The 21,430-nt window shown below is 72.0% G+C and carries 23 protein-coding genes; 17 read left to right on the forward strand and 6 right to left on the reverse strand.

Annotation, left to right across the window (positions count from 1 at the left end):
- The first annotated feature begins 115 nt into the window (after window positions 1-115).
- Window positions 116-691, forward strand: coding sequence for a dihydrofolate reductase family protein (locus R4P08_RS01610; protein ID WP_317811999.1), 576 nt, complete (start codon window positions 116-118; stop codon window positions 689-691).
- 17 nt (window positions 692-708) lie between these two features.
- Here R4P08_RS01610 and R4P08_RS01615 read toward each other — a convergent pair whose 3' ends face one another.
- A complete protein-coding gene (locus tag R4P08_RS01615) occupies window positions 709-1,050 on the reverse strand; it encodes a transglycosylase family protein (RefSeq protein ID WP_317812000.1) in 342 nt (113 codons plus the stop codon).
- Between the two features lie 315 nt (window positions 1,051-1,365).
- Here R4P08_RS01615 and R4P08_RS01620 point away from each other — a divergent pair, with 315 nt between their 5' ends.
- A complete protein-coding gene (locus R4P08_RS01620) occupies window positions 1,366-2,244 on the forward strand; it encodes an alpha/beta hydrolase (RefSeq protein WP_317812001.1) in 879 nt (292 codons plus the stop codon).
- Window positions 2,245-2,259: 15 nt separating this feature from the next.
- Here the strand turns inward: R4P08_RS01620 and R4P08_RS01625 are convergent, their stop codons facing one another.
- On the reverse strand, window positions 2,260-2,724 hold the full coding sequence (locus tag R4P08_RS01625) for an SRPBCC family protein (RefSeq protein ID WP_317812002.1): 465 nt from the start codon (window positions 2,722-2,724) through the stop codon (window positions 2,260-2,262).
- A 95-nt stretch (window positions 2,725-2,819) separates the two neighbouring features.
- On the opposite strand from R4P08_RS01625, the gene R4P08_RS01630 reads away from it, so the two are divergent.
- Window positions 2,820-3,701 carry a tryptophan-rich sensory protein gene (locus tag R4P08_RS01630; RefSeq protein ID WP_317812003.1) on the forward strand — a complete coding sequence of 294 codons (882 nt, stop codon included), beginning with the start codon at window positions 2,820-2,822 and terminating at the stop codon, window positions 3,699-3,701.
- Here the strand turns inward: R4P08_RS01630 and R4P08_RS01635 are convergent.
- Both R4P08_RS01635 and R4P08_RS01640 read right to left on the reverse strand, forming a co-directional pair.
- Window positions 3,626-4,441 (reverse strand): hypothetical protein, encoded by an 816-nt coding sequence (locus R4P08_RS01635; RefSeq protein ID WP_317812004.1) that lies wholly within the window; start codon window positions 4,439-4,441, stop codon window positions 3,626-3,628. The genes R4P08_RS01630 and R4P08_RS01635 overlap by 76 nt on opposite strands.
- A 180-nt stretch (window positions 4,442-4,621) precedes the next feature.
- A complete protein-coding gene (locus R4P08_RS01640; protein WP_317812005.1) occupies window positions 4,622-5,185 on the reverse strand; it encodes a helix-turn-helix domain-containing protein in 564 nt (187 codons plus the stop codon).
- A gap of 69 nt (window positions 5,186-5,254) precedes the next feature.
- Here R4P08_RS01640 and R4P08_RS01645 point away from each other — a divergent pair, with 69 nt between their 5' ends.
- Window positions 5,255-6,244: a DMT family transporter gene (locus tag R4P08_RS01645; protein WP_317812006.1), complete on the forward strand. Its 990-nt coding sequence runs from the start codon at window positions 5,255-5,257 to the stop codon at window positions 6,242-6,244.
- On the opposite strand, the gene R4P08_RS01650 is transcribed toward R4P08_RS01645, so the two are convergent.
- A complete protein-coding gene (locus R4P08_RS01650) occupies window positions 6,241-7,686 on the reverse strand; it encodes a protein adenylyltransferase SelO (protein ID WP_317812007.1) in 1,446 nt (481 codons plus the stop codon). The genes R4P08_RS01645 and R4P08_RS01650 overlap by 4 nt on opposite strands.
- A 202-nt stretch (window positions 7,687-7,888) precedes the next feature.
- On the opposite strand from R4P08_RS01650, the gene R4P08_RS01655 reads away from it, so the two are divergent.
- The 6 genes from R4P08_RS01655 to R4P08_RS01680 all read left to right on the forward strand — a co-directional run bounded on the left by R4P08_RS01655 (window position 7,889) and on the right by R4P08_RS01680 (window position 12,813).
- Complete coding sequence (locus R4P08_RS01655) at window positions 7,889-8,413, forward strand: DUF2243 domain-containing protein (RefSeq protein ID WP_317812008.1); 525 nt, start codon at window positions 7,889-7,891, stop codon at window positions 8,411-8,413.
- A 6-nt stretch (window positions 8,414-8,419) separates the two neighbouring features.
- The gene (locus tag R4P08_RS01660; RefSeq protein ID WP_317812009.1) at window positions 8,420-9,259 is read left to right on the forward strand and encodes a cytochrome c oxidase assembly protein; all 840 of its coding nucleotides are present in this window, start codon (window positions 8,420-8,422) and stop codon (window positions 9,257-9,259) included.
- 91 nt (window positions 9,260-9,350) lie between these two features.
- A complete protein-coding gene (locus tag R4P08_RS01665; RefSeq protein WP_317812010.1) occupies window positions 9,351-9,590 on the forward strand; it encodes a hypothetical protein in 240 nt (79 codons plus the stop codon).
- Window positions 9,587-9,880 (forward strand): hypothetical protein, encoded by a 294-nt coding sequence (locus tag R4P08_RS01670; RefSeq protein ID WP_317812011.1) that lies wholly within the window; start codon window positions 9,587-9,589, stop codon window positions 9,878-9,880. Before R4P08_RS01665 ends, R4P08_RS01670 begins: the two co-directional genes overlap by 4 nt.
- Window positions 9,880-10,407 (forward strand): bifunctional adenosylcobinamide kinase/adenosylcobinamide-phosphate guanylyltransferase, encoded by a 528-nt coding sequence (locus R4P08_RS01675; protein ID WP_317812012.1) that lies wholly within the window; start codon window positions 9,880-9,882, stop codon window positions 10,405-10,407. The genes R4P08_RS01670 and R4P08_RS01675 overlap by 1 nt, the downstream gene beginning before the upstream one ends.
- A gap of 207 nt (window positions 10,408-10,614) precedes the next feature.
- The gene (locus tag R4P08_RS01680) at window positions 10,615-12,813 is read left to right on the forward strand and encodes a DUF2156 domain-containing protein (protein WP_317812013.1); all 2,199 of its coding nucleotides are present in this window, start codon (window positions 10,615-10,617) and stop codon (window positions 12,811-12,813) included.
- Window positions 12,814-12,887: 74 nt separating this feature from the next.
- On the opposite strand, the gene R4P08_RS01685 is transcribed toward R4P08_RS01680, so the two are convergent.
- Window positions 12,888-14,621 (reverse strand): phosphoenolpyruvate--protein phosphotransferase, encoded by a 1,734-nt coding sequence (locus R4P08_RS01685; protein ID WP_317812014.1) that lies wholly within the window; start codon window positions 14,619-14,621, stop codon window positions 12,888-12,890.
- Between the two features lie 139 nt (window positions 14,622-14,760).
- Between R4P08_RS01685 and R4P08_RS01690 the strand changes: the two genes are divergently transcribed.
- From R4P08_RS01690 to R4P08_RS01720, 7 genes are all read left to right on the forward strand, one after another.
- Window positions 14,761-15,540 (forward strand): DeoR/GlpR family DNA-binding transcription regulator, encoded by a 780-nt coding sequence (locus tag R4P08_RS01690; protein WP_317812015.1) that lies wholly within the window; start codon window positions 14,761-14,763, stop codon window positions 15,538-15,540.
- Window positions 15,537-16,496, forward strand: a complete 960-nt coding sequence (locus tag R4P08_RS01695; protein ID WP_317812016.1) for a 1-phosphofructokinase family hexose kinase — start codon at window positions 15,537-15,539, stop codon at window positions 16,494-16,496. Before R4P08_RS01690 ends, R4P08_RS01695 begins: the two co-directional genes overlap by 4 nt.
- Window positions 16,497-16,578: 82 nt before the next feature.
- Window positions 16,579-18,777: a fructose-specific PTS transporter subunit EIIC gene (locus R4P08_RS01700; RefSeq protein WP_317812017.1), complete on the forward strand. Its 2,199-nt coding sequence runs from the start codon at window positions 16,579-16,581 to the stop codon at window positions 18,775-18,777.
- A 63-nt stretch (window positions 18,778-18,840) separates the two neighbouring features.
- Complete coding sequence (locus tag R4P08_RS01705) at window positions 18,841-19,098, forward strand: HPr family phosphocarrier protein (RefSeq protein ID WP_317812018.1); 258 nt, start codon at window positions 18,841-18,843, stop codon at window positions 19,096-19,098.
- Between the two features lie 134 nt (window positions 19,099-19,232).
- Entirely contained in the window at window positions 19,233-20,171 is a 939-nt protein-coding gene (locus R4P08_RS01710; RefSeq protein ID WP_317812019.1) for an NAD(P)H-binding protein, read from the forward strand.
- Window positions 20,168-20,671 carry a hypothetical protein gene (locus R4P08_RS01715; RefSeq protein ID WP_317812020.1) on the forward strand — a complete coding sequence of 168 codons (504 nt, stop codon included), beginning with the start codon at window positions 20,168-20,170 and terminating at the stop codon, window positions 20,669-20,671. The genes R4P08_RS01710 and R4P08_RS01715 overlap by 4 nt, the downstream gene beginning before the upstream one ends.
- Before the next feature lie 38 nt (window positions 20,672-20,709).
- Window positions 20,710-21,375 (forward strand): TetR/AcrR family transcriptional regulator, encoded by a 666-nt coding sequence (locus R4P08_RS01720; RefSeq protein WP_317812021.1) that lies wholly within the window; start codon window positions 20,710-20,712, stop codon window positions 21,373-21,375.
- Window positions 21,376-21,430: the final 55 nt, after the last annotated feature.

Raw genomic sequence — 21,430 nt, forward strand, 5'->3', positions numbered from 1 at the left:
GTCGTCGTAGTGGATCCCACCGGCACTCACCGGCGAGACCATATTGCCGCGATTATCCCCGTTCCCGGGGCCCTGGTGCGGGCGTACGCTGGCAGACCCGCTCGAGGAGGCCCTCATGCGCACCCTGATCTATACCGCGTTCGTGTCGATCGACGGCGTCGTGGAGGCTCCGGGGGGCGAGCCCGGGTACCGGAACTCCGGGTGGACGTTCAACGCCGTCGAGTTCTGCGAGGACGCCTACGAACTCAAGGGCCGCGAGCAGGACGAGGCCGGGGCCATGCTGTTGGGCCGGGTGAGCTACCAGGCGTTCTCGGCGGTGTGGCCGTCGATGACCGACGAGTTCCCGCGGTACAACGCCTTACCGAAGTACGTCGTCTCCACCACGCTCACCCGGGACGACCTGGTGGACAACTGGGGTGAGACCACCATCCTGCGGAGCCTCGACGACGTGGCCGAACTGAAGAAGACCGACGGCGGGCCGATCTCCGTGCACGGATCGGCAACGCTGGCCCGCGACCTCGCCGACGCCGGGCTCATCGATCGCTACCACCTGCTCGTGTTCCCGGTGGTGCTCGGCGCCGGCAAGCGGATGTGGAGCCAGACCGACAAACCGCTGCAGAAACTCGAGCTGGTGGAGAGCCAGTCCTACCCCAACGGCGTACAGAAGCTGGTCTACAACGTGGTCAGGTGAGCGGGACTCGCTTCAGCTCAGGCGAGCGGGCCACCGCAGTTGGGCCACGCGCCGGCGCCCTGACCGGCGAGGACGCGCTCACCGATCTGGATCTGCTGCTCGCGGGAGGCCTGATCGGCCGTCGCCGCGTACTCGCCGCCGCCGAAACCGGACCAGGTCTGGGCCGAGAACTGCAACCCGCCGTGGTACCCGTTCCCCGTGTTGATCTGCCAGTCGCCGCCGGACTCGCACTGGGCAACCTGGTCCCAGGCGCCCGGCGCAGCGGCATTGGCGGCCGGGGTGGCCAGTGAGGCGCCGCCCGCCGCGATTCCGCCCGCGAGCATCACACCGGTCAGGGTTCGAACAAGCTTCTTCTGCATTCCTCGTGACCTCCTACAGGTCTCGTGTCGTGCTTTCGATAGTTCGTCGGACAGCCGCCGACCCTACGAGCCGATGGGCGGGCCGCCGCAACCCCCGCGCAGCTCCCGGCCCGGGATGAGCAGCTCACGGGCGGCGGGGTCGGTCGCGGTCGTCGCAGGTCGGAGTGCCTGTTTGCTCGATCCCCCCGGGTGGCGGGTCGTGGGGTGAGATGGCTCACCTCGCCGTCGTCACCCGGGGCGCGCCCCGAAGCGATCGCCGATCGAGTGGAGCCCGTGCCGACCCGCCGCCCTCGCCCCGCTCCTAGGCTGGCGGCCATGACAGAACACGTGGTGCACGTCAGCGAGCGTTCCGTGGCGGTCCACGAGTCCGGTGACCCGGCCGGTACGCCGCTGATCCACTTCCACGGCACACCCGGTTCGCGGCTGGAGGCGGACTTCGGATCGCCGCTCGCCGAGCGGGCGGGCGTTCGCGTGATCGGATTCGACCGCCCCGGGTACGGCCGGTCCGACGCCGGGCCGATCAGTCAGGACGGGATCGTGCGGGACGTCCGGGCGATCGCGGATCACCTCGGGGTGGAGCGCTTCGCGGTCTCCGCGTGGTCGGGCGGCGCTGCGTTCGCGCTGGCCGCCGCCGCCGCGCTGCCCGATCGCGTCACGCGTGCCGGGGTCTCCGGCGGGTTGGCGCCGTTCGAGCGGATGCCGGGCGCCCGCGACGCGCTGAACCCTAACGATCTGGAGGCGCTCTCCCACCTCCCCGCCGATCCCGCCCGCGCCGCAGCCCTGTTCACGGCCGGGAACTCAGGATTCCTGGACGCGATGTTGTCGGTCAGAGACGACGAGGCCGCGCCCTGGATCGACTGGATGTGGGCGAGCAGCGACGCGGCGGTGATCGCCGACCCCGCAGCCCGGCGCGCATTGTTCGCCAACTTCCACGAGGCACTGCGGCAGGGGACCGACGCGATCGCCTGGGACAACGTCGCCTTTGTGGGCCCGTGGGACTTCCGGGTCGAGGACGTCCGCGCGCCCGTGCACCTCTGGTACGGCGACCGCGACGAGATCGCACCCCCGGTCAACGGGCGATGGCTGGCCGGGCACCTACGCGAGGCCCACCTGACGGTCTATGCGGGCGAGGGCCATCTGCTGCCACTGGCCCACTGGGCCGAGATGCTGCGGGTGCTGACCTCGGCGGGGTGAGAAGGCTCAGCCCGCCTAGCCTGCGACGGCGGAAGCGAGGTTGCCCAGGGCGTCCTCGAGCTGCTTCTCCGACACCAGCGGAAAGGACACCTTCTTCAGGAGTTCCTTGTCGGTGACCTTGGACCAGTCGTAGGTGTGGCGCACCAGGGTGGAGTCGGGGCCCTGCGGCTCGAGCTCCCAGACCCATTCCCAGCCGGGGGGCTCCGTGCCGGCGGGAGCGGTCTTCCAGGCCAGGAGCTTGTCCTTGGCATAGCCGATGACGTGGTTCTCGGTGCGGTACTCGCCGCCCATGTGCTCGCCCTCCATGTCCATGGAGAACACGTCGCCGACCTGCTGGATCCGGTCGGACTTGTAGTCGCCGCGGACGAAGCCCGACCCGTCCAGGCGGGCGTGGTTCTCCGGGTTGGAGAGGAATTCGAAGATCTCGGCCGCCGAGTGGTCGATCACGCGCTCGACGGTGACGCTCGTAGATGTACTCATCCCCCCACCGTGCCCGCTGGGGCGCCGGAGCGCATCCGGTCGGCGCGTCCGGAACCCGGTCGCCGGGGCTGGGATCTCCGGCTACGGTCGTGAACATGAGCGGAAAACCCGAGCAGGTGACCGAGGCGCGCGCGGATCAACCGACGGGCTGGGCCATGCCCGTGATCACGCTCCTGGGCGTGGTGGCCGCGATCGTCGCGGCGTTTGTCGGGAGCGGCGCCCTCGGTGGCACCGCGGTGGCCGAGGCCGCGGGTGGAGCCCTCTCGGCGGACGCCACCCCGGTCGCGCCGGCGGGGTCGGCGTTCAGCATCTGGAGCGTCATCTACCTGGGCCTGTCGGCCTACGCGCTGTGGCAGCTCACCCCGACCGCACGACGGTCGACCCGCCAGGGCGCGCTGCGGCCGTGGGCCCTGGCCTCGGTGCTGCTCAACGCGGCGTGGATCTGGACCGTGCAATTGGATCTGCTCGCCGTCTCGGTTCTGGTGATCGTTGTCCTGCTCGCGGTGCTGATCCGCATCATGTATCTGCTCGGTTCGCCGCGCACAGGTGGCTGGGTGGAGTCGGTGGTCACCGACGGCACCTTTGGCCTCTACCTGGGCTGGGTGTCGGTGGCGACGCTGGCCAACGCTTTCGCGCGGCTCGCGGCCGAGGGGATCGACCCGGTCACCGGGGTGCCGTTCGGGATCGTCGGGATCGTCGCGGCCGCCGGCATCGGGATCGCGACCGCGTTGATCAGCCGCGGTCGCGTGGCCCCGGCGCTGGCCACCTCGTGGGGACTGGCCTGGGTCGCGATCGGCCGCACCGAGGGCCGCTACGAGTCCGCCGCACTGGTGTGGACCGCGGCGATCTCCTCAGCGGTCGTCCTGAGCGTGGCCGCGCTAAACCTGTTCCGACACCGCCGTCAGGACGCCCGCCGTGCCCACGGCGCGGCCGGCCCGGAGGCGTCGCGCCGGAGGAGGGCCTCCTCGACAAGCTGATCGCCGAGCACATCCAGCGGGGACCGGCCACCGGGCCCCGGTGCGGTGTACTGACTGATGTACCCGCCGTCTCCGTACCGGACCAACTGGTCCCGCGCCTCGTCCAGGCGACGCCCGAACACGCTCGCCCACTCGGTCGGGTGTTGGAACACGTGCAGACGGGCGGCCATCTTGGTGCGGGAGGCGGGGAGGTCCTCGAGCAGACCGCGGTACACCTGATCCGGGGTCAAGGCGGAGTCCCGGACCGTCGCGCGCAGGAGACTGTCCTTCCCCACGTCGCTGAGGGGGTCACCGGGGACCGTCACCCAGAACGTCCGATCCGGGATCGGGCCCACTCGCCCGCCCGCCACACCGCGGCCACCCGGGTCGCCGCTTCCCGGCAGCGAACGGCCGTGCGGCCGGCACGGATCCGCCATCAGCCCGACGCCCACCACCCGGTCCACCTGATCGGGGTACGCCTCCAGACAGTCCTGGACCACACGACACCCGCAGCGGCTGCCGAGCAGGATGATCTCGTCGGACGGGTGGAGCCGCACGATCCGGGCCAGGTCCGCCACCCCGGCTGCGGACGCCGCGTCCCATGACCTCGGTCGCCGGAGGCGGGTCTCGTCGGGCTCCGGCCACTGCACCCGGACGGGCGGGCGTGCCCCGAGCCGTGTCGCGAGGGTGGCAGCGAACTCGTCGATGACCGCGACCGAGTGGCGATAGCCTCCGTCGCCGTCGGCTATGAGAATTCTCACGATGCCCATCCCCCGTTCGCCCCGCCTGTCGGGGCAGGTGCCTGTAAAGCAACAGCGTCCCTGTCCCCCAGAACGTAGGTCACAACTTGCAGCTACGTCAATAAGTTTTCATTGACAACTCGGTGGTGCCCCGTTCGACCCCAGCTCACGGCGCCGGGGCGACCGCCCTTGCGGCCGAGATCAGCGCCCGGCGCGACCCATGACCACACCTGCCGCAGCGTCAGCGACCCGGAACGCGTCCGCCTCTCCCAACACCGTCGCCGCGACCTGCGCACCCTCGTAGAGCTGGTGGATCGCCGCCGCGGTGGCCCTGTCCCCTCCGGTCAGGGTCACGAGCAGCTCCCGCATCCACCGCTTCTCGTCCCGGATCGTCTCCGCGGCGGCCGATGCTCCCGCACCCCCGACCTCCGCCCAGGCGTTGACGAAGGCACAACCCCGGTGGTGCGACTGCGCCCACTGCTCGGCCCGCCGGAAGAACTCGGTGACGGTCCACCCCGTGGCGTCGAGGTGGTCCACGAGGTACTGCTGCCATCGGCTTCCGCGACGCCGCAGGTAGGCCTCGACGAGTCCGTCCTTGGACCCGAACCGCTGGTAGAGAGTGCGTTTGGTGGTCTGCGCCTCCTCGGCGATGAGTTCCACGCCCACCGCCGTGATCCCCCGGGCATAGAAGAGCTCGTCGGCGGCGACCAGGATGCGTTCACCCACCTCGGTCGTCGCAACGATCGGCCACGGTTCAAGCGCCACGGCGTCGTCCTCCTCTGGGGCTGCCAGGTGCACTGACAGTATACCGATCGGTATGCTTTGCTCGATCCCATGATCAAGTCAGCGGTGACCGTGGCATTTGTCCTGCTGTGGAGTTGCGGATTCGTCGGCGCCGCGTGGGGCACCACGGCGGCGGAACCCGCCGGCCTCCTGGCGTGGCGGTACGTCATCACCGCCGGGTTGTTGCTGGCGGTGGCCTCGATCTTCCGGGCTCGGGTCAGCCGGCGCGAGCTCGGTCAACAGTGCGTCCTGGGACTGGCCGCTCACGTCATGTTCCTCGGGTGCTTGTTCGCCGCAGCGGCGTCCGGGGTCGGCGCGGGCACGGCCGCTCTGGTGTGCTCGGCCCAGCCTCTGCTCGTCGCCGCCGCCGGCGCCGCCTTCTGGGGCGACCGATTGACGCCACGACAGTGGGCCGGGGTCGCGCTGGGGCTCGGCGCGGTCGCACTCTGCGTGGGGGGCGTCAGCGACCTCGGGCCCGCGATCGCCCTACCGGTGTTCAGCCTGCTCGGGCTGACCTGCTCCGCACTCCTCGAACGTCGCTGGACCCCTCAGGTCAGCGTGGTGACCGCCCTGACAATCCAGGTGAGCGCGGCGGCACTCGTCTTTGTGGCGGCCGCGATGGTCACCACGGGGCTGGCGGTCGAGCCGACGGCCAAGCTGGCCGGTTCACTCGCGTGGTTGGTCTTCCCGGCCGGCCTCGGGGGCTACGGGGCGTACCTCCTCGCACTCCGCCAGCTCGGCGCGACCCACACCAGCATGTTGCTGTTCCTCACGCCCCCGGTGTCGGCGATCTGGGCGTGGGCGATGCTCGGCGATCGGATCGGGGCGCCGCAACTCATCGCCATGGGGCTGGGGATCGTGGCTGTCCTGCTCACGGCACGTCCCGGGGGCCGCAGGCGAGAGGCCGCGCCTCACCGCGCATCGTGCGCGGGCCCCGAGTGCGCCGGCCCCGCGTGTGCCGGCCCCGAGTGCGCCGACCCCGCGTGTGCCGACCCGGTGCGCGAAGTCCCCGCCGCGGCGTCACCCGGGCCCGTGTCCTAGGTCCCGCAGTAGGTGACGTGCGCGGCGGCGCCGGGCGGGGCGGGTGCTGCGTAGCGCTCGAGCCCGGGGCGCTGGGTGTACGGCCTGGTGACGACGACGAGGAGTTTCTCGAACGGCCCCGGGTCCCCGGCCGTCGCCGCGTTCAGGGCTTCCTCCACCAGATGGTTCCGCGGGATGTAGACGGGATTGACCTCGGCCATCCTGGCGACCGAGGGATCCAACGCCCGCCACGTCGCCAGCCAGCCGTCAGCGAGGCTGCCCACCAGATCCCGCACCGGCGCGGAATCCCCACCCGCGGCTGCGGTGAGCGCGTGGAAGAACCCGGTGAAGTCGGCTCGGGTCGCACTGAGCAGGCGCGAGAGCTCGTCGATGAGGTCGGTCGCGGCCCCGTCCGGCACGCCCTCTGCCAGACCGAGCTTGTCGCGCATCCCGGCCGTCCACGCCTGCTGGTACCGCGCGGGGAACGTCCCGAGGGCCTCGGTGAGCAGCCGGACCGCCTCGTCCTGGTCGGGGTCGATCAGCGGCACCAGCGTCTCGGCGAAGCGCGCGAGGTTCCACTGCATGATCGGCGGCTGGTTGGCGTAGGCGTAGCGACCCTGGGCGTCGATCGAGCTGAACACCGTGGCGGGATCGAACTCCTCCATGAACGCGCACGGGCCGTAGTCGATGGTCTCGCCGGAGATGGTGGTGTTGTCCGTGTTCATCACGCCGTGGATGAACCCGATGAGCATCCACTGCGCCACGAGGTCCGCCTGGGCGCGCAGGACCGAGCCGAACAACTCGAGGTACGGGTTCGCCGAGTCGGCGGCGTGCGGGTGGTGCCGGGCGATCGCGTGGTCGGCCAGCCGGCGCAACAGCTCATCGTCGTCCATCGACCGGGCGTACTGGAACGTGCCCACCCGCAGGTGACTGTCGGCCACGCGGGCCAGCACCGCGCCGGGCAGGGGCGTCTCGCGGAGCACCGTGTTCCCGGTCGCCACCACGGCCAGCGAGCGGGTGGTGTCCACGCCCAACGCGTGCATGGCCTCGCTGATCAGGTACTCGCGCAGCATCGGGCCGACGGCGGCCAGCCCGTCCCCGCCGCGGGCGAACGGGGTGCGTCCCGACCCCTTGAGGTGCAGGTCGCGGCCGTCCGCCAGCTCGCCCATCAGCAGGGCCCGCCCGTCACCCAGGCGCGGTGAATAGCCGCCGAACTGGTGGCCCGCATACGCCTGGGCGACCGGGGTGGCGCCCTCCGGCACGTGGTTGCCGGCCAGCAGACGGACGCCCTCGTCGCTGCGGAGATACGCGGCGTCGAGGCCCAGCTCCGCCGCGAGCGGCTCGTTGAGGGCGAGCAGCGTCGGGCTCGCCGCCTCCGCGGCCTTCCAGGGCACGGCGAGTTCGGGGAACTCGCTCGCATACCGGGTGCCGAGGACGATGCCGGGAAGTTGCTGAGTTGTCATCCTCTCAACGGTACGTCGATGGACACTCGACGGACAGTCCCCCGAACCGCCACCGCTCCCGATTCGCCCGAGGTTATGAACCAGTGGGAATGAACCGGTGGTGATGAACCGGTGGTGATGAACCGGTGGCCGGGCCGGCCCACCCGACCTAGCATCGCCTCCACCCCGACCCGCCCCGACCCCGCCGTCAGGAGGTCCTCCGGTGCCCGCACCCTCGCTGTTCACACGGACCACCCCGCCGAGCCCGGACCGTCGACTCGTTCTCTCGGGATTCCTGTTCGGGTGCGGTATCGCCGGCGCGGTCATCGACCTGTTCGTCTTTCACCTGGTCCTGCAGTGGCACCACTTCTACGACCTGTCCACCACCACCGTCGCCCTGGTGACCGACGGGTTCTTCCACGGCGCGACCTGGCTCATCACGGTCTGGGGCCTGTTCATGTTCGCCGACGTCAGGGGCCAGATCAGGGTCTCGTGGGGCCGGTGGGCCGGGGGCGTCCTCACCGGCATCGGCTCCTTCCAGCTCATCGACGGCATCGTGTTCCACAAGATCCTCGGCATCCACCAGATCCGCTACCAGGTCGACCTGGTGGCCTACGACCTGGTCTGGATCGCCTCGGCGGTGCTCCTGCTGGCGGGCGGCCTGCTGATCCTGTGGCGGACCGCGGGCGCGACTGCCCCGCCGCAGGCAACGAGACCGGAACCGGAACGACGCCGGACACAGGACTGACGGCCTGTGCACCTGCAGCACGGGCCCCATGGAACCGAGAGTTGGTGGGTCCCGGAGACGATCGGCGCGGCACTGCTCGTGCTCGCCCTGGCGGCCTACGTGGTGGGCGTCCACCGACACAGCGACCGCGACCGCGGCCCCTGGCCTCGCCATCGCATCGCGCTGTGGGCCGCCGGCCTGTCGTGCGTCGGCGCGGCGTGGCTCGGTCCACTCGCCGAGGCCGCACGCACGGACTTCACCGCCCACATGGCCGGGCACCTGCTCCTGGGAATGCTGGGGCCGCTGCTCCTGGTGTGCGCCGCCCCGGTCACCCTGGCGCTCCGAACCCTGCAACTCCACCATGCGCGGGTCCTCTCCCGGGTGCTCCGCTCGCCGTTCGCGCGCGCCGTCACCCATCCCGTCGTGGCCACGGTCCTCAACGTCGGGGGCGTGTGGGTTCTCTACGGCACCGGGCTCTACGCGCTCATGCACCAGTCCATGGCACTGCACGTCCTCGTGCACGCTCATGTCCTCCTGGCCGGGGTGGCGTTCACCGTCGCGATCGTCGGCCCCGACCCCAATCCGCATCGAGCGGGCTTCGGCACCCGGGCCGCGGTGCTCGTGGTGTTCATCGCCGCCCATTCCATCCTCGGCAGATGGTTGTACGGGCACCCCCCGGCCGGCGTCGACCCGGCGGATGCCCGGGCCGGAGCCCAACTCATGTTCTACGGAGGGGAGCTCATCGACCTGGCGTTGCTCACCCTGCTGTTCGCCGGCTGGTACCCGGGGACACGGCGTCAACGCCGCCCGCGCGTTCCCGCCCACGCGTCAACCACCCCGAGGCCGGGCGAGACATTGCGCGGGTGAGACATGCGCCCGGACGCAACATCGCGGCCGGGCGAGACACTAGAGTCATGAGCACTCGTCAGTCATGAGCACTCGTCGATGAAGAGGCACCATGGTGAAGAAGAAGTGGAACGACCTGACCGACGCCCAGCAGACGGCCATCCTGATCCTGGCGTCCGTGCAGGTCTCACTGGCGGCCACCGCGTGGACGGATCTCGCCGTCCGGCCGCCGGAGAAGGTGCGGGGCAGCAAGGGCAAGTGGGCCGCGATCATCGCGATCAACTTCATCGGCCCGGCGCTGTACTTCTGGCGGGGACGGGTCCCGGACTCCGGCGACAGCCGCCCATCATGACCACCCCGAGACGGGCCGGGGCCGCTGCAGGCGTCCTCCTCGTCGTCGTCCTCGCACTCGGGGCGTGCGCAGCCGGTCCCAACGTCGACGTCGGCGCGGCGGGGGCCGGCTTCTGGCTGGGGCTCTGGCACGGGGTCATCCTCCCCGTCACCTTTGTCATCTCCCTGTTCACCGACACCGTGACCGTCTACGAGGTGAGCAACAACGGCAACTGGTACGACTTCGGGTTCGTCCTGGGTCTGGCGCTCTTCTCCGGGCCCGCGATGGCCGGCGGCCGGCGTACGCGCTGATGCGGATCCTGGTCACCGGAGGCGCACGCTCGGGCAAATCCCGGCACGCCGTGCGCCTGTTGGAGGACGCGGGCTCGGTCACCTTCGTCGCACCGGGCCGACCGGCCGACGAGCTCGACGACCCCGACTGGGCGCGCCGGGTCGCCCACCACCGGGCGCACCGACCGGCGGCGTGGCCGACCGTGGAGACCGCGGACGTGGCGGGCGCGCTGGCCGCGGCGCCGGGCCCGGTCCTGGTGGACTGCCTGGGCACCTGGCTCACCGCGACCGTGGACGCGCTCGACCTCTGGGACGCGCCGACCGACGACGCGCGGGCGGCGATCGACCGACGTACCGACGCGCTCTGTGCTGCGCTCACCGGCCGCGACAACGTGATCCTGGTGACCAACGAGGTCGGTTCGGGCGTGGTACCCGCGCACCGCTCGGGCGGGCTGTTCCGCGACCTGCTGGGCGCGGTCAATCAAGCGGTCGGCGAGGCGTGCGACGAGGTGCACCTGGTGGTGTGCGGGCGGGTGCTGCGGTTGTGAGTCCCGGAGCGGCGGCAGGCCGGTTCCGCGATTCGTCGCTCCCGGCCGGCCCCCCTCACGTGGCCCGCGCGATCACCGCACTCTTCCTGGCCGAATAACTTTTGATTCACCTTTCGCTCGACCATAATCGGGTTCATCCGCCTCGCTGACGGACCGAAGGATCGCCAGACCTGGCCTTCCCCGTCGCGGCCATCCCGGAGGGCAACGTTGAGCACAGATCAGATCGCCGAGACGACCGACGGGTCCGAGGGACCGTCGCCGCTGGCCAGGGCGGCCGGAGCGGTCGCGCTCGCCGCGCGCCGACTGCCGGTCACCGCGGCCGTCGTTGCCGCGCTGCTGGTGACCGGGGTGGTGTTCGAGACGCTGTGGCGATCGGCGCACAGTGCCCCGTGGTTCGACGGCGTGGCCTACGGCGTCCCCGCGCTCGAGGGCGGCCGGTGGTGGACAGTGATCGCCGGGCCCTGGTTCGGGCTCACCCCGCTGCAGCACATCTCACTGCTGATCCTGGTCGCGGTGGGGATCGGTGTCGGCGAATGGCGACTGGGCTCGGCCCGCACGGCGCTGGTCGCGATCGGCGGCCAGCTCATCGGGGTGCTGGGGGCGTTCGCGGTGGTCGTCCCCGGGAACGCGGTCGGCTGGGAGTGGGCAACGGAGCTGTCGGTTGTGCTCGACGTGGGGTGCTCGACCGCGGTGATCGCGGTCCTGGCCGCCACCACGGCAACCCTGGTCTCGCCGTGGCGGCTGCGCGCGCGGGCCGCGCTCTACGGCTACGTGATCGTGTCGTTCCTGTTCCTCGGGCGCCTGGCCGACCTCACCCACCTCATCGCCTTCGCGGTGTTCCTGCTCGTCGGCGAGCGGCTGTTCTCCCTCACCGAGCGCGGGCTGCGGCCCCGGACCCGCCGCGAGACCCGGCTCGTCGCCTCTGCGGGGATGTGGTTCCTCGCCGCGGTCCACGTGGTGGTGTACTTCCTCCCCGCCGACGGCCCGCTCGGCCCGACCGAGGCCGACGACGTGAGCCTGTGGGGCATGCTCCTGTCCGTCCTCGTCGCGGCGGTGACGGCGGAGCTGCTGCGCCGCGGGTACCGGGCGGCGTGGCTCGTGGCCCTCGTGTACGCACTCCTCACCGCGGTCGCCACCCTCGTCGTCACCGTGCTGGTCGTCGCCGCGGACTTCCAGAGCCTCGGCGCCGTGACCGCCGGTACCGGTCTGCTCTGGGCGGGCGAGGCGGTGCTGTTGATGACCGGCCGGGGCGCCTTCGGGGTGCGGGTGTGGAAGCGCATCACGGGGGCCGGCGTGCACTCCGAGGAGGTGATCGACCGCGTCCGCGACCTGATCCGGCGGCACGGCGGCAGCACGATGTCGTGGATGATCACGTGGCAGCCGATGAACTACTACTTCGCACCGGGCGACGGGCCCGACGCCACGGATGTAGAGAACGACGGTGTCGTGGGCTACCGCCTGCACTTCGGCACCATGATCGCCCTCGCGGACCCGATCGCCGCGCCGGGGAACCGCGACCGGCTGCTCACCGGGTTCGTGGAGTTCGCCGAGGCCAACGCGGCGGTGCCGTGCCTGTTCTCGGTGTCCGGCGAGACCGCCGACCGCATGCGCGCGCGCGGCTGGCGGTCGCTGCAGATCGCCGAGGACACCCTGATGGACCTGCCCGACCTCGCGTTCGGTGGCAAGAAGTGGCAGAAGATCCGCAGCGCCATGAACAAGGCCGAGAAGAGCGGCACCACCTATGTCTCCGGGCTGCTGCGCGAGCAGCCGCCGGGGCTCCTGGCCCAGGTCCGCGAGATCTCTGAGCAGTGGGTCGGGGACAAGGAGCTCCCCGAGATGGGCTTCACCCTGGGCACGGTCGAGGAGGCGCTGGACGGCGACGTCCGCATCGCCCTGGCCGTCGACGCCGAGGGGGTCGTCCAGGCCGCGCTGTCCTGGCTGCCCGTCTACCGCGGCGGCGCTGATGTCGGAGTGGGAGGGGGCGGGGTCCGCGGCTGGACGCTGGACGTGATGCGCAAACGCAACGGTCCCGGCGCCAACAACATGATCGAGTTCCTCATCGCCCGCTCCGCGATGGAGTTCAGGGACGAGGGCGCCGATCACGTCTCGCTCTCCGGTGCCCCCCTGGCGCGGAGTGGCGACGACGACGAGGTGGCCACCCTCGACCGCGGATTGGACCTGCTCGGCCAGGCGCTCGAGCCGTACTACGGGTTCCGGTCGCTGCACCAGTTCAAATCCAAGTTCAACCCGCGCATCGAGCCCGTCTATCTCTGCTTCCGGGACGAGGCCGATCTGCCGCGGATCGGGGTGGCCATCGGCCGGGCTTACCTGCCGGGCGCCACGACCCGCCAGCTGGCGGCGCTCGCCAGGTCGGGCAGAGGCGATACGGTCGCCGCCGCCGGGTAGAGCGTCCGCTCCCGCGCGGGGCCGGTGGGGCGGAGCCGGTGGGGCCGGTGGGGCCGGTGGGGCGCCGAGGGGGCTCAGGCTCGCCGGGCCAGCACCGCGTCCCGGGCCTCGCGGGCCGTGTCGCAGTCCAGCGCTGCCGCCGCCAATCCCCGACACTCCTCCAGCGTCACCTCGGCCAGCGCCGCCCCGACAAAGGGGAGCGCGGCGGTCGCCGCCGAGAGCGAGCTGACACCCAGCCCGAGTAACACGCACGCCAGATTCGGGTCGGCCGCGGCCTCGCCGCACACGCCGACCGGGACCGTGCGCCCGTCCGGAGCGCTGCTCGCGGCCTCGGCGACGGCCCGGATCAGCCGGAGCACGGCGGGCTGCCACGGGTCGGTGAGGGCCGCCAGGTCGGAGGACATCCGGTCGGCGGCCATCACGTACTGGGTGAGGTCGTTGGTGCCGATCGACAGGAAGTCGACGTAGGGCAGGAAGCGGTCCACCGTCACGGCCACCGACGGGACCTCGACCATGATCCCGGGGGTCAGACCCCGTTCCCGGCAGCGGTGAGAGAAGTCCCGGGCCTCGTCGACCGTCGCGATCATGGGCGCCATCACCCAGGGTGCGGACTGCGCCCCGCCCACCCGACGGCCCGCCTCGGCCAGGGCGTCGAGCTGGCGGTCCACCAGCCCGCGGTCCAGCAGGTCCACCCGGATCCCGCGCACCCCGAGCGCGGGATTGTCCTCCCTGGTCATCCCGGCGAAGGCCAGCGGCTTGTCCGATCCCGCGTCCAGGGTCCGGGTGACCACCCGGGCGTCGGGGAACGCCCCCAACACGCGGGCGTAGAGCTCGGCCTGCTCGTCGGGCGTCGGTTCGGTGGGCCGGTCGAGGAACGCCAACTCGGTGCGGAACAACCCGATCCCGCCGGCCGGTCCCGCCGCCGCGGCCTCGGCGCTGCCGGCGTCCTGGACGTTGGCCAGCAGACGCACCGGGTGCCCGTCGGCGAGCACGGCGGGACCGGACCACCCGGCCGCCTTCGTGCGCAACTTCTTGTCCGCCGCGGCGGCGGCCGACGCGGGCCCCTCATGCGGGTCGACGGTCACCGTTCCCGCTCCCCCGTCCACCAGTACGAGCGCGCCGTCCCGGGCCCCGGTGAGCCCCGACGCGGCGACCACGCACGGGATGCCCAGTTGCCGGGCGATGATCGCGGTGTGCGAGGTCGGGCCGCCGTGCTCGGTGACGATCCCCAGCACCTTCTCCGGGTCGAGGCCCGCGGTATCGGCCGGGGCGAGGTCGTCGGCCAGTAGCACGCCGGGCTCGTCGAACTCGGGGATGCCGGGTTCGGGCAGGCCCCGAAGCTCGGCCACCACACGAGCGCAGATGTCCCGCAGATCGGTGATGCGCTCGGCCTGGCGGCCGCCGACCTTCGCGAACATCGCGACAAAGGTCTCGGTGGCCGCGACCGTGGCCGCCTCGACGGCCAGGCCCTTCTTCAACTCCTTGACCACTGCCTTGGCCCAACCCCGGTCCCGCACGAGCACGGCGTTGGCGGACAGCACCTCGGCGCTCACGCCCGTGGACTGTGACGCGCGCTGGTCGAGCCTCCCCGCGACCGTCGCGGCGGCAGCGGTGAAGCGCTCCCGGTCCCTCTCCAGCTGCTCCTCGCTCGGCGGCGTCCCCGGGGCGGCACCGACAGCTGGGCCGTCAGAGCTGTCGGTGCCGTCGGGCTGCTCCGTGCGCCCGACCCACCGTGCGGCTCCGTAGGCGAGACCGGCCACCACGCCGGTCCCTCGGATGACCTGACCGGTCTGCGATTCCTGCGACATGGGGACTCCTTAGCGGATCGGGCTCGCCGTTCGGGGCGCGCACCGGAATTGTGACGAGACTAACTAAAATGACTTGACTTTCCAACCGGATCGGGCAGACTTCCACACAATCGGTCAACAACGAAGGGTCGGTCCCACGATGTACGGCAGCGAACGACGGCGACGCATCACGGAGACACTGGCCGCCTCGGGCCGGGTCGCCGTCGCCGACCTCGCCTCCGGGCTGGACGTGAGCGCCGAGACCATCCGGCGCGACCTCTCCGTCCTCGAGTCCGAAGGTCACCTGGAGCGCACCCACGGCGGCGCGGTCCCCGCCGTCCCCGGCGGCCGCGTCGAGCGGACCCTCGCCGCGCGCCGGTCGGAGAACGTGGCCGCCAAGTCGGCCATCGGTCGGGCTGCGCTCCGCCTGCTCCCCGCGGCCGGCGGCAGCATCCTCCTCGACGCCGGGTCCACCACCGCCAGCCTGGCGGACGCCCTCGGCGAGGCGCGTCCGGACGGCCCTGAACTGGCACTCATCACCAACTCGGTCCCGCTCGCCGACTGTCTCCACCGCTCAGGGGCGCCCGGCCTCCACCTGCTCGGCGGCGCCGTGCGCGGCCTGACCGGGGCGTGCGTCGGCGCGTCGGTACTCCGCGCGCTGGACGCGATCCGCGTGGACGTGGCGTTCCTCGGGACCAACGGCCTGCACGCCGAGCGCGGCCTGACCACCCAGGACCCCGACGAGGCCGCCGTCAAGGCCGCGATGTGCCGCGCCGCCCGGCGGGTGGCCGTGCTCGCGGACTCGAGCAAGTTCGGGCACGAGTTCCTGGTCTCCTTTGCCGGCCTCGACCTGATCGACGTGCTGGTCACCGACGTCCCACCCACGGGCCCACTGGCCGCCGCGCTCCACGACCGGGGAATCGAGGTCCTCCTGCCATGATCCTCACCCTCACCATGAACCCGTCCGTGGACCGCACGGCCACGCTCTCCGCGCCGCTGGCCGTCGGCGGCGTCAACCGCATCGCCGAGGTCGACGACTCCCCCGGCGGCAAGGGTGTCAACGTCGCCCGCGTGCTGGCCGCGGGCGGGGTCGAGGCGCGGGCGGTCTTCCCCGCCCCGGCGCAGGACCCGTTCGTCGCCATGTGCGCCGGCGCCGGGGTCCTCACCACCGTGGTCCCCGCGGACGGCCCAGTCCGGATCAATCTCACCCTCGCCGACCCCGACGGCACCACCACCAAGATCAACGCCCCCGGCCCCGAGGCCGGCGAGGCCACCCTCCTCCGCGTGCGGACGACCGTCGCCGACCTCGCGCGCGGCGCGGCGTGGGTGGTGCTGTGCGGGTCGCTGCCGCGGGGCGTCCCGGACGACTTCTACGCCGACCTGGTCACCGAACTCCGGTCCTCGGGGGCCCGCCTCGCCGTCGACACCTCCGACGCGCCGCTGGCCGCCCTCGCCGCCCGGCTGCCCGGCGCCGCCCCCGACCTGGTCAAGCCCAACGGCGAGGAGCTCGGCCAGCTCGCCGGGGTCGACGGCGTGGAACTGGAGCGCCGCGCGGCCAGCGGCGACCTCGCCCCGGTCGTGGAGACCGCCCGCTCGCTGCGCGGACAAGGCGTGGGAACGGTGCTGGTCACCCTGGGCGGCGCCGGCGCCGTCCTGATCGACGACGACGAGGCCTGGTTCGCGAGCACCCCCGCCATCCGGGTCCGGTCCACGGTCGGGGCCGGCGACTCCGCGCTCGCCGGGTACCTCCTCGCCGAGGCCCGGGGGGCCCGACCGGAGGAGCGCCTGGCCTGGGCGGTCAGTCACGGCAGCGTGGCCGCCTCCCTGCCCGGTACCGGGATCCCGCTGGGGCTCGACCCCGCCACCTTCCGCACCACCCTGCTCAGGCTCGACTGACTCGCCCGCCGAGCCCAGAACCCCGTTCCCCAGTCAGACCCACCCGACCCGAGACACCTCGCAGAAGACACGGAGGAAGGCCATGAGCCAACCGATCATCGAGACCGCCACGGTGCGGCTCGACGCCGACCTCGGCAGCAGCAAGGAGGAGGTGATCCGCTCACTGGCCGGAGCGGTCGTCGACGCCGGCCGCGCCGACGACCTCGAGACCATGATCACCGACCTGCTGGCCCGCGAGGCCAAGGCCGCCACCGGCATGAAGGGCGGGATCGCGATCCCGCACTGCAAGTCCGAGTCCGTCCGGACCCCGAGCCTCGGGTTCGCCCGGCTCGACCCGCCCGTGGACTTCGGCGCCAAGGACGGGCCCGCCGACCTGGTGTTCCTCATCGGCGCGCCCGCGGGTGGCGGCAAGGAACACCTCAAACTCCTGGCCACCCTCGCCCGCAGCCTCGTACGCGCCGATTTCGTGGCCGCACTGCGCGAGGCGGCCACGCCCGAGGACGCCGTCGCGGTGATCCAGGGAGTGCTCGCACCGGCGGCGGACGCCTCGTCGTCGTCGTCGTCGTCCGCATCCACGTCCGGCTCCACTGCGTCGGTAGAGGGCGCGTCGGTAGGGGGCGCGTCGGTAGGGGGCGCGGCAGCGGGCGGCGCGGCGGCAGGGGGCGCGGCAGCAGGGGGCGCGGCGGTGGGCGGCGCAACGACCGCGACCACGGACCCGGCCGGCGGCGGTCGGCCCCGCCTGGTGGCCGTGACCGCGTGCCCGACCGGCATCGCCCACACCTACATGGCCGCCGACTCGCTGGCCCAGGTCGCCGCCAGACGCGAGGTGGACCTGCAGGTCGAGACCCAGGGTTCGGCCGGGGCCACCCCGCTCGATCCCGCGGTGATCGAGGCCGCCGACGCGGTCATCTTCGCCACCGACGTGGGCGTACGCGACCGCGGCCGCTTCGTGGGCAAGCCGGTGGTCGAGTACGGCGTCAAGAAGGCGATCGACTCCCCCGAGCAGGTGCTCGACGAGGCGCTGGCCGCCGCCATCAACCCCGACGCCCGCCGGGTCTCGGGCGGATCCGGGGGCGGCGAGTCCGCGGGGTCGTCCGGGAAGGACGAGCACTGGGCGCGGGGGCTGCAGCGGGCGGTGATGACCGGTGTGTCGTACATGATCCCGTTCGTGGCCGCCGGTGGTCTGCTGCTGGCGCTGGGCTTCCTCTTCGCGGGCTATGACGTCGCCTTTGTCTGGCAGGAGCTGGCCACCGGGTTCTCCCTGACCGACCTGCCCGGCGAGATCTGGTACCTCGACGGCGAGATCGTCAGCGCCGGCACCGCCGGGGCCGAGATGCTCACCCACGCGGGCCTGCGGCTGTACCTCGGCGCGGTGTTGTTCGCGATCGGGCAGGCCGCGATGGGCTTCATGATCGCGGTGCTCTCCGGTTACATCGCCTACGGACTGGCCGACCGCCCGGGCATCGCGCCGGGCTTCGTCGGCGGCGCCATCTCCGCCACCCTGGGCGCCGGGTTCATCGGCGCGCTCATCACCGGCGTCCTCGTCGGCTACCTGGTGCGGTGGATGTCCACGTGGAACACCCCGCGCTGGCTGTCCGGCCTCATGCCGGTGGTGCTCATGCCGCTGCTCGGCTCCCTGGCCATCGGCCTGCTGATGTTCCTCCTGCTCGGACGGCCATTGGCCGCGCTCACCTCGGCCCTGGAGTCGTGGCTCAACGGCATGACCGGCTCGTCGGTGATCCTGCTGGGCGTCATCCTCGGGTTGATGATGTGCTTCGACCTGGGCGGTCCGATCAACAAGGCCGCGTACACGTTCGCGACCGCCGGACTGGCCGCCGACAACCCGGCCTCGCTCAAGATCATGGCCGCCGTCATGGCCGCCGGTATGGTCCCGCCGCTGGCCATGGGCCTGGCGACGGTCCTCCGCAGTCGACTGTTCAGCGAGGTCGAGCAGGAGAACGGCCGCGCTGCGTTCCTGCTGGGCGCCAGCTTCATCACCGAGGGCGCGATCCCGTTCGCCGCCGCCGACCCGCTCAGGGTGATCCCGTCGATGATGGCCGGCGGCGCCGTGACCGGCGCGCTCATCATGGCGTTCTCCGTGGAGTCCTACGCTCCGCACGGCGGATTGTTCGTCGTCTTTGCCATCAACCCGGTGTGGGGCTACCTCGTGGCCATCCTCGCGGGGATGCTGGTCTCCACCACCGCCGTGATCGTGGCCAAGAGCGCCCGCCGCGATCCCGTCGAGGTGCCGGAGGCCGCGCCCGTCGCGGTCGCCGCCTGAGTTCGCCACCCACCTCTCCCCGCCCACCCGCTCGCCCGCTCGCCCGCTATCCCAGGAGACTCCATGCCCAGTCAGACCGTGATCGTCGGATCCGCCGAGGGGCTGCACGCCCGCCCGGCCGGGATCATCGCCGAGGCCGCTGAGAAGTACGACACCGACATCGAGATCACCTTCGAGGGCGAGGACGCCGACGCCGCCTCCGCGATGCTCATCATGGCGCTCGGGGCGGAGAAGGGCGCCGCGGTGCTGGTGAGCGGGGAGAACGCCGACGCTGTGGCCGAGATCGCCGCTCTGATCGAGCAGGACCTCGACGCCGGCTAGGTCGCCTCGCGGCCTCATCGCCTCCCCCGCCCGCCGCGTCCGGTCGACGCCGGTCGCGGACACTGTTCAGGATTTCCGTCGATGGGTGGACCGAACACCTGGCGGGGTGGGCGAGGCTCTGGAACCGTGGCGACATGACAGTCCTCGTGGTGGGGTCCGGAGGGTACGTGGGCTCGCGGCTCGTGCCCGCCCTCCTGGACCGCGGACACCGGGTCCGGGCCGGCTTCACCGACCCGGGCCGGGCGTCCGGTTTCGAGTGGGCCGGCCGCGTCCGGCCGGTCCGCTGCGACGTCCTGGATCCCTCGTGCCTCGCCGACGCCCTGGACGGAGCGGACTCGGTGGTCTACCTGGTCCACCGGATGGCCGCCGGCCCGGATTTCCGGGACGAGGACGCGGCGGGGGCGGCGGCGATGCGCGACGCGATGGCCGCAGCGGGTACCGGCCGGTGCGTGTTCCTCTCGGGCCTGGCCCCCTCGGGCGGTGGTGCACGGCCGCTGTCCCGACACATGGTCTCGCGCCTCGAGGTGGAGGAGGTGCTGTCCGCCGGACCCACGCCCGTGTTCACCCTCCGGGCCGGCGTCGTGCTCGGCGCCGGGTCGACCAGCTTCGAGGTGCTGCGCGCCCTCTGCGAACTCCTGCCGATCCAGCCTCTTCCCTGGTGGATGCGCCGCCAGCGGGTCGAACCCGTCTCCGAACGCGACGTCCTGGAGGCGCTGTGCCACGCCCTCGAGGGCGCACCCGGGACGGGCCACGGTGACCTCGGGTGCGGCGAGACCCTGACCTACCCCGAACTGCTGCGCCGCTTCTCGCGGGTCGCCCGGACCCCGACGATCCGGGTGCCGGTGTTCGGTGTGCCGTGGGACCTGGTGGCGGCGGGCCTCACTCCCGTGATCGCGCAGGATCCCGTCACCGTGGCCGCCCTGGTCGAGAGCCTGCATCACGACATGGTGACCGCCGGTCCGTCCGCGGACCTGGTGCGTCCGGGCTGGGAGATGACGGGGATCGACGAGGCGATCCGGGTGGCCCTGGCCTCGACCGGTCCGGCCGCCCCCGGACGGAAGGGTGCGACATGAGTACTGGAAGACCGTGGTCGAGCTACTACCTGGTGGCGGGGACGTCGTTCTGGTCGGTGATGGCCCTCGGGGGAGGTTACGGCCTCGCCTCCGCCCCGGACGGTGCGGCGCTGCACTTCGACACGGCGTGGCTGTCGGGCACGCCGTTCCGCGACTATCTGGGCCCGGGGCTCATCCTGGCCGGGTCGGGCGTGGCCGGTCTCGCCTCGTCGGCGCTCGTCGTCCGAGCGCTCCGCGCGGCTCGTGACGGACGCGCCGTCCCGGCCCGCGACCGGTACCTGGTGACCGGCGTGGCCGCCGTCCACGCCGGGTGGATCGCCGGGGAGCTCGTCCTGCTGTGGGACGTGGTCGCCGGGCTACCGGCCGAGCAGCGGCGGTTCTTCCACGGTTTCTGGTGGGTCTTCACGCCGCTGACCGCACTCAACCTGGCAGCGGCCCTCGCTCCCGCGACGCGTCGGACGCTCGGGCGACGGGGTGGGAGTAGCCGGGTGTCGCACTGACCCCGGCAGGCGCCGGCCGCCTGGGGGATAATCCGCCCATGACGTCGAATCTGCCCCTGACCGCTGCGGCGTTCCTCCGGGCCGCTCTGGACCGCCAGGTCCCCGGCGGCACCACCGACGCGATGGGCGAGCAGCTCATCGACGCGGCGATGCGGCAGTTCGAGTTGTTCGGGGTGACCCGGTCGACCATGGGGGACATCACGCGGCGATCCGGACTGTCCCGGATGACCCTCTACCGTCGGTTCGCCAACAAGCAGGAACTGGTCAATGCCGTCCTGCTCCGCGAATCGGCGCGGATCCTGGCCGGTCTGAAGAAGGAGATCGACCGGTACGACGACGTGGAGTCCAAGTTGACCGAGGGTTTCCTCTACATCGTGGACACCCTGCGGGGACACAGCCTGCTCAACCGGCTCCTGGAGAGCGAGCCCGAGGTCTCCGTCCCCTATCTCACCGTCCGGGGCGAACCGCTGGTCCGCAGCAGCGCCGAGTTCCTGGCCGCGGAGATGGCCACCGACCTCGACGACTCCCGGACGCACGAGGAGTTGCTGGTCGCCGCCGAGGTGGCGGTCCGGTTGGTGATCTCGTTCGTCCTCACCCCGTCGACCACCATCGACCTCGACGATCCCGACGTCGCACGGGAGTTCGCCCGGACGCACCTCGGCCCGCAACTGCAGGGCCGGCGGGACCGCCCGACAGGCGAGTAGGGAGCACCCGATCGTTGACACCGCGCATCCGCCTGCCTAGCCTGAGGTACAAAGA

Origin of the sequence: Rhodococcus sp. IEGM 1408 (assembly GCF_033142235.1) — a bacterium.
Classification (GTDB): domain Bacteria; phylum Actinomycetota; class Actinomycetes; order Mycobacteriales; family Mycobacteriaceae; genus Dietzia.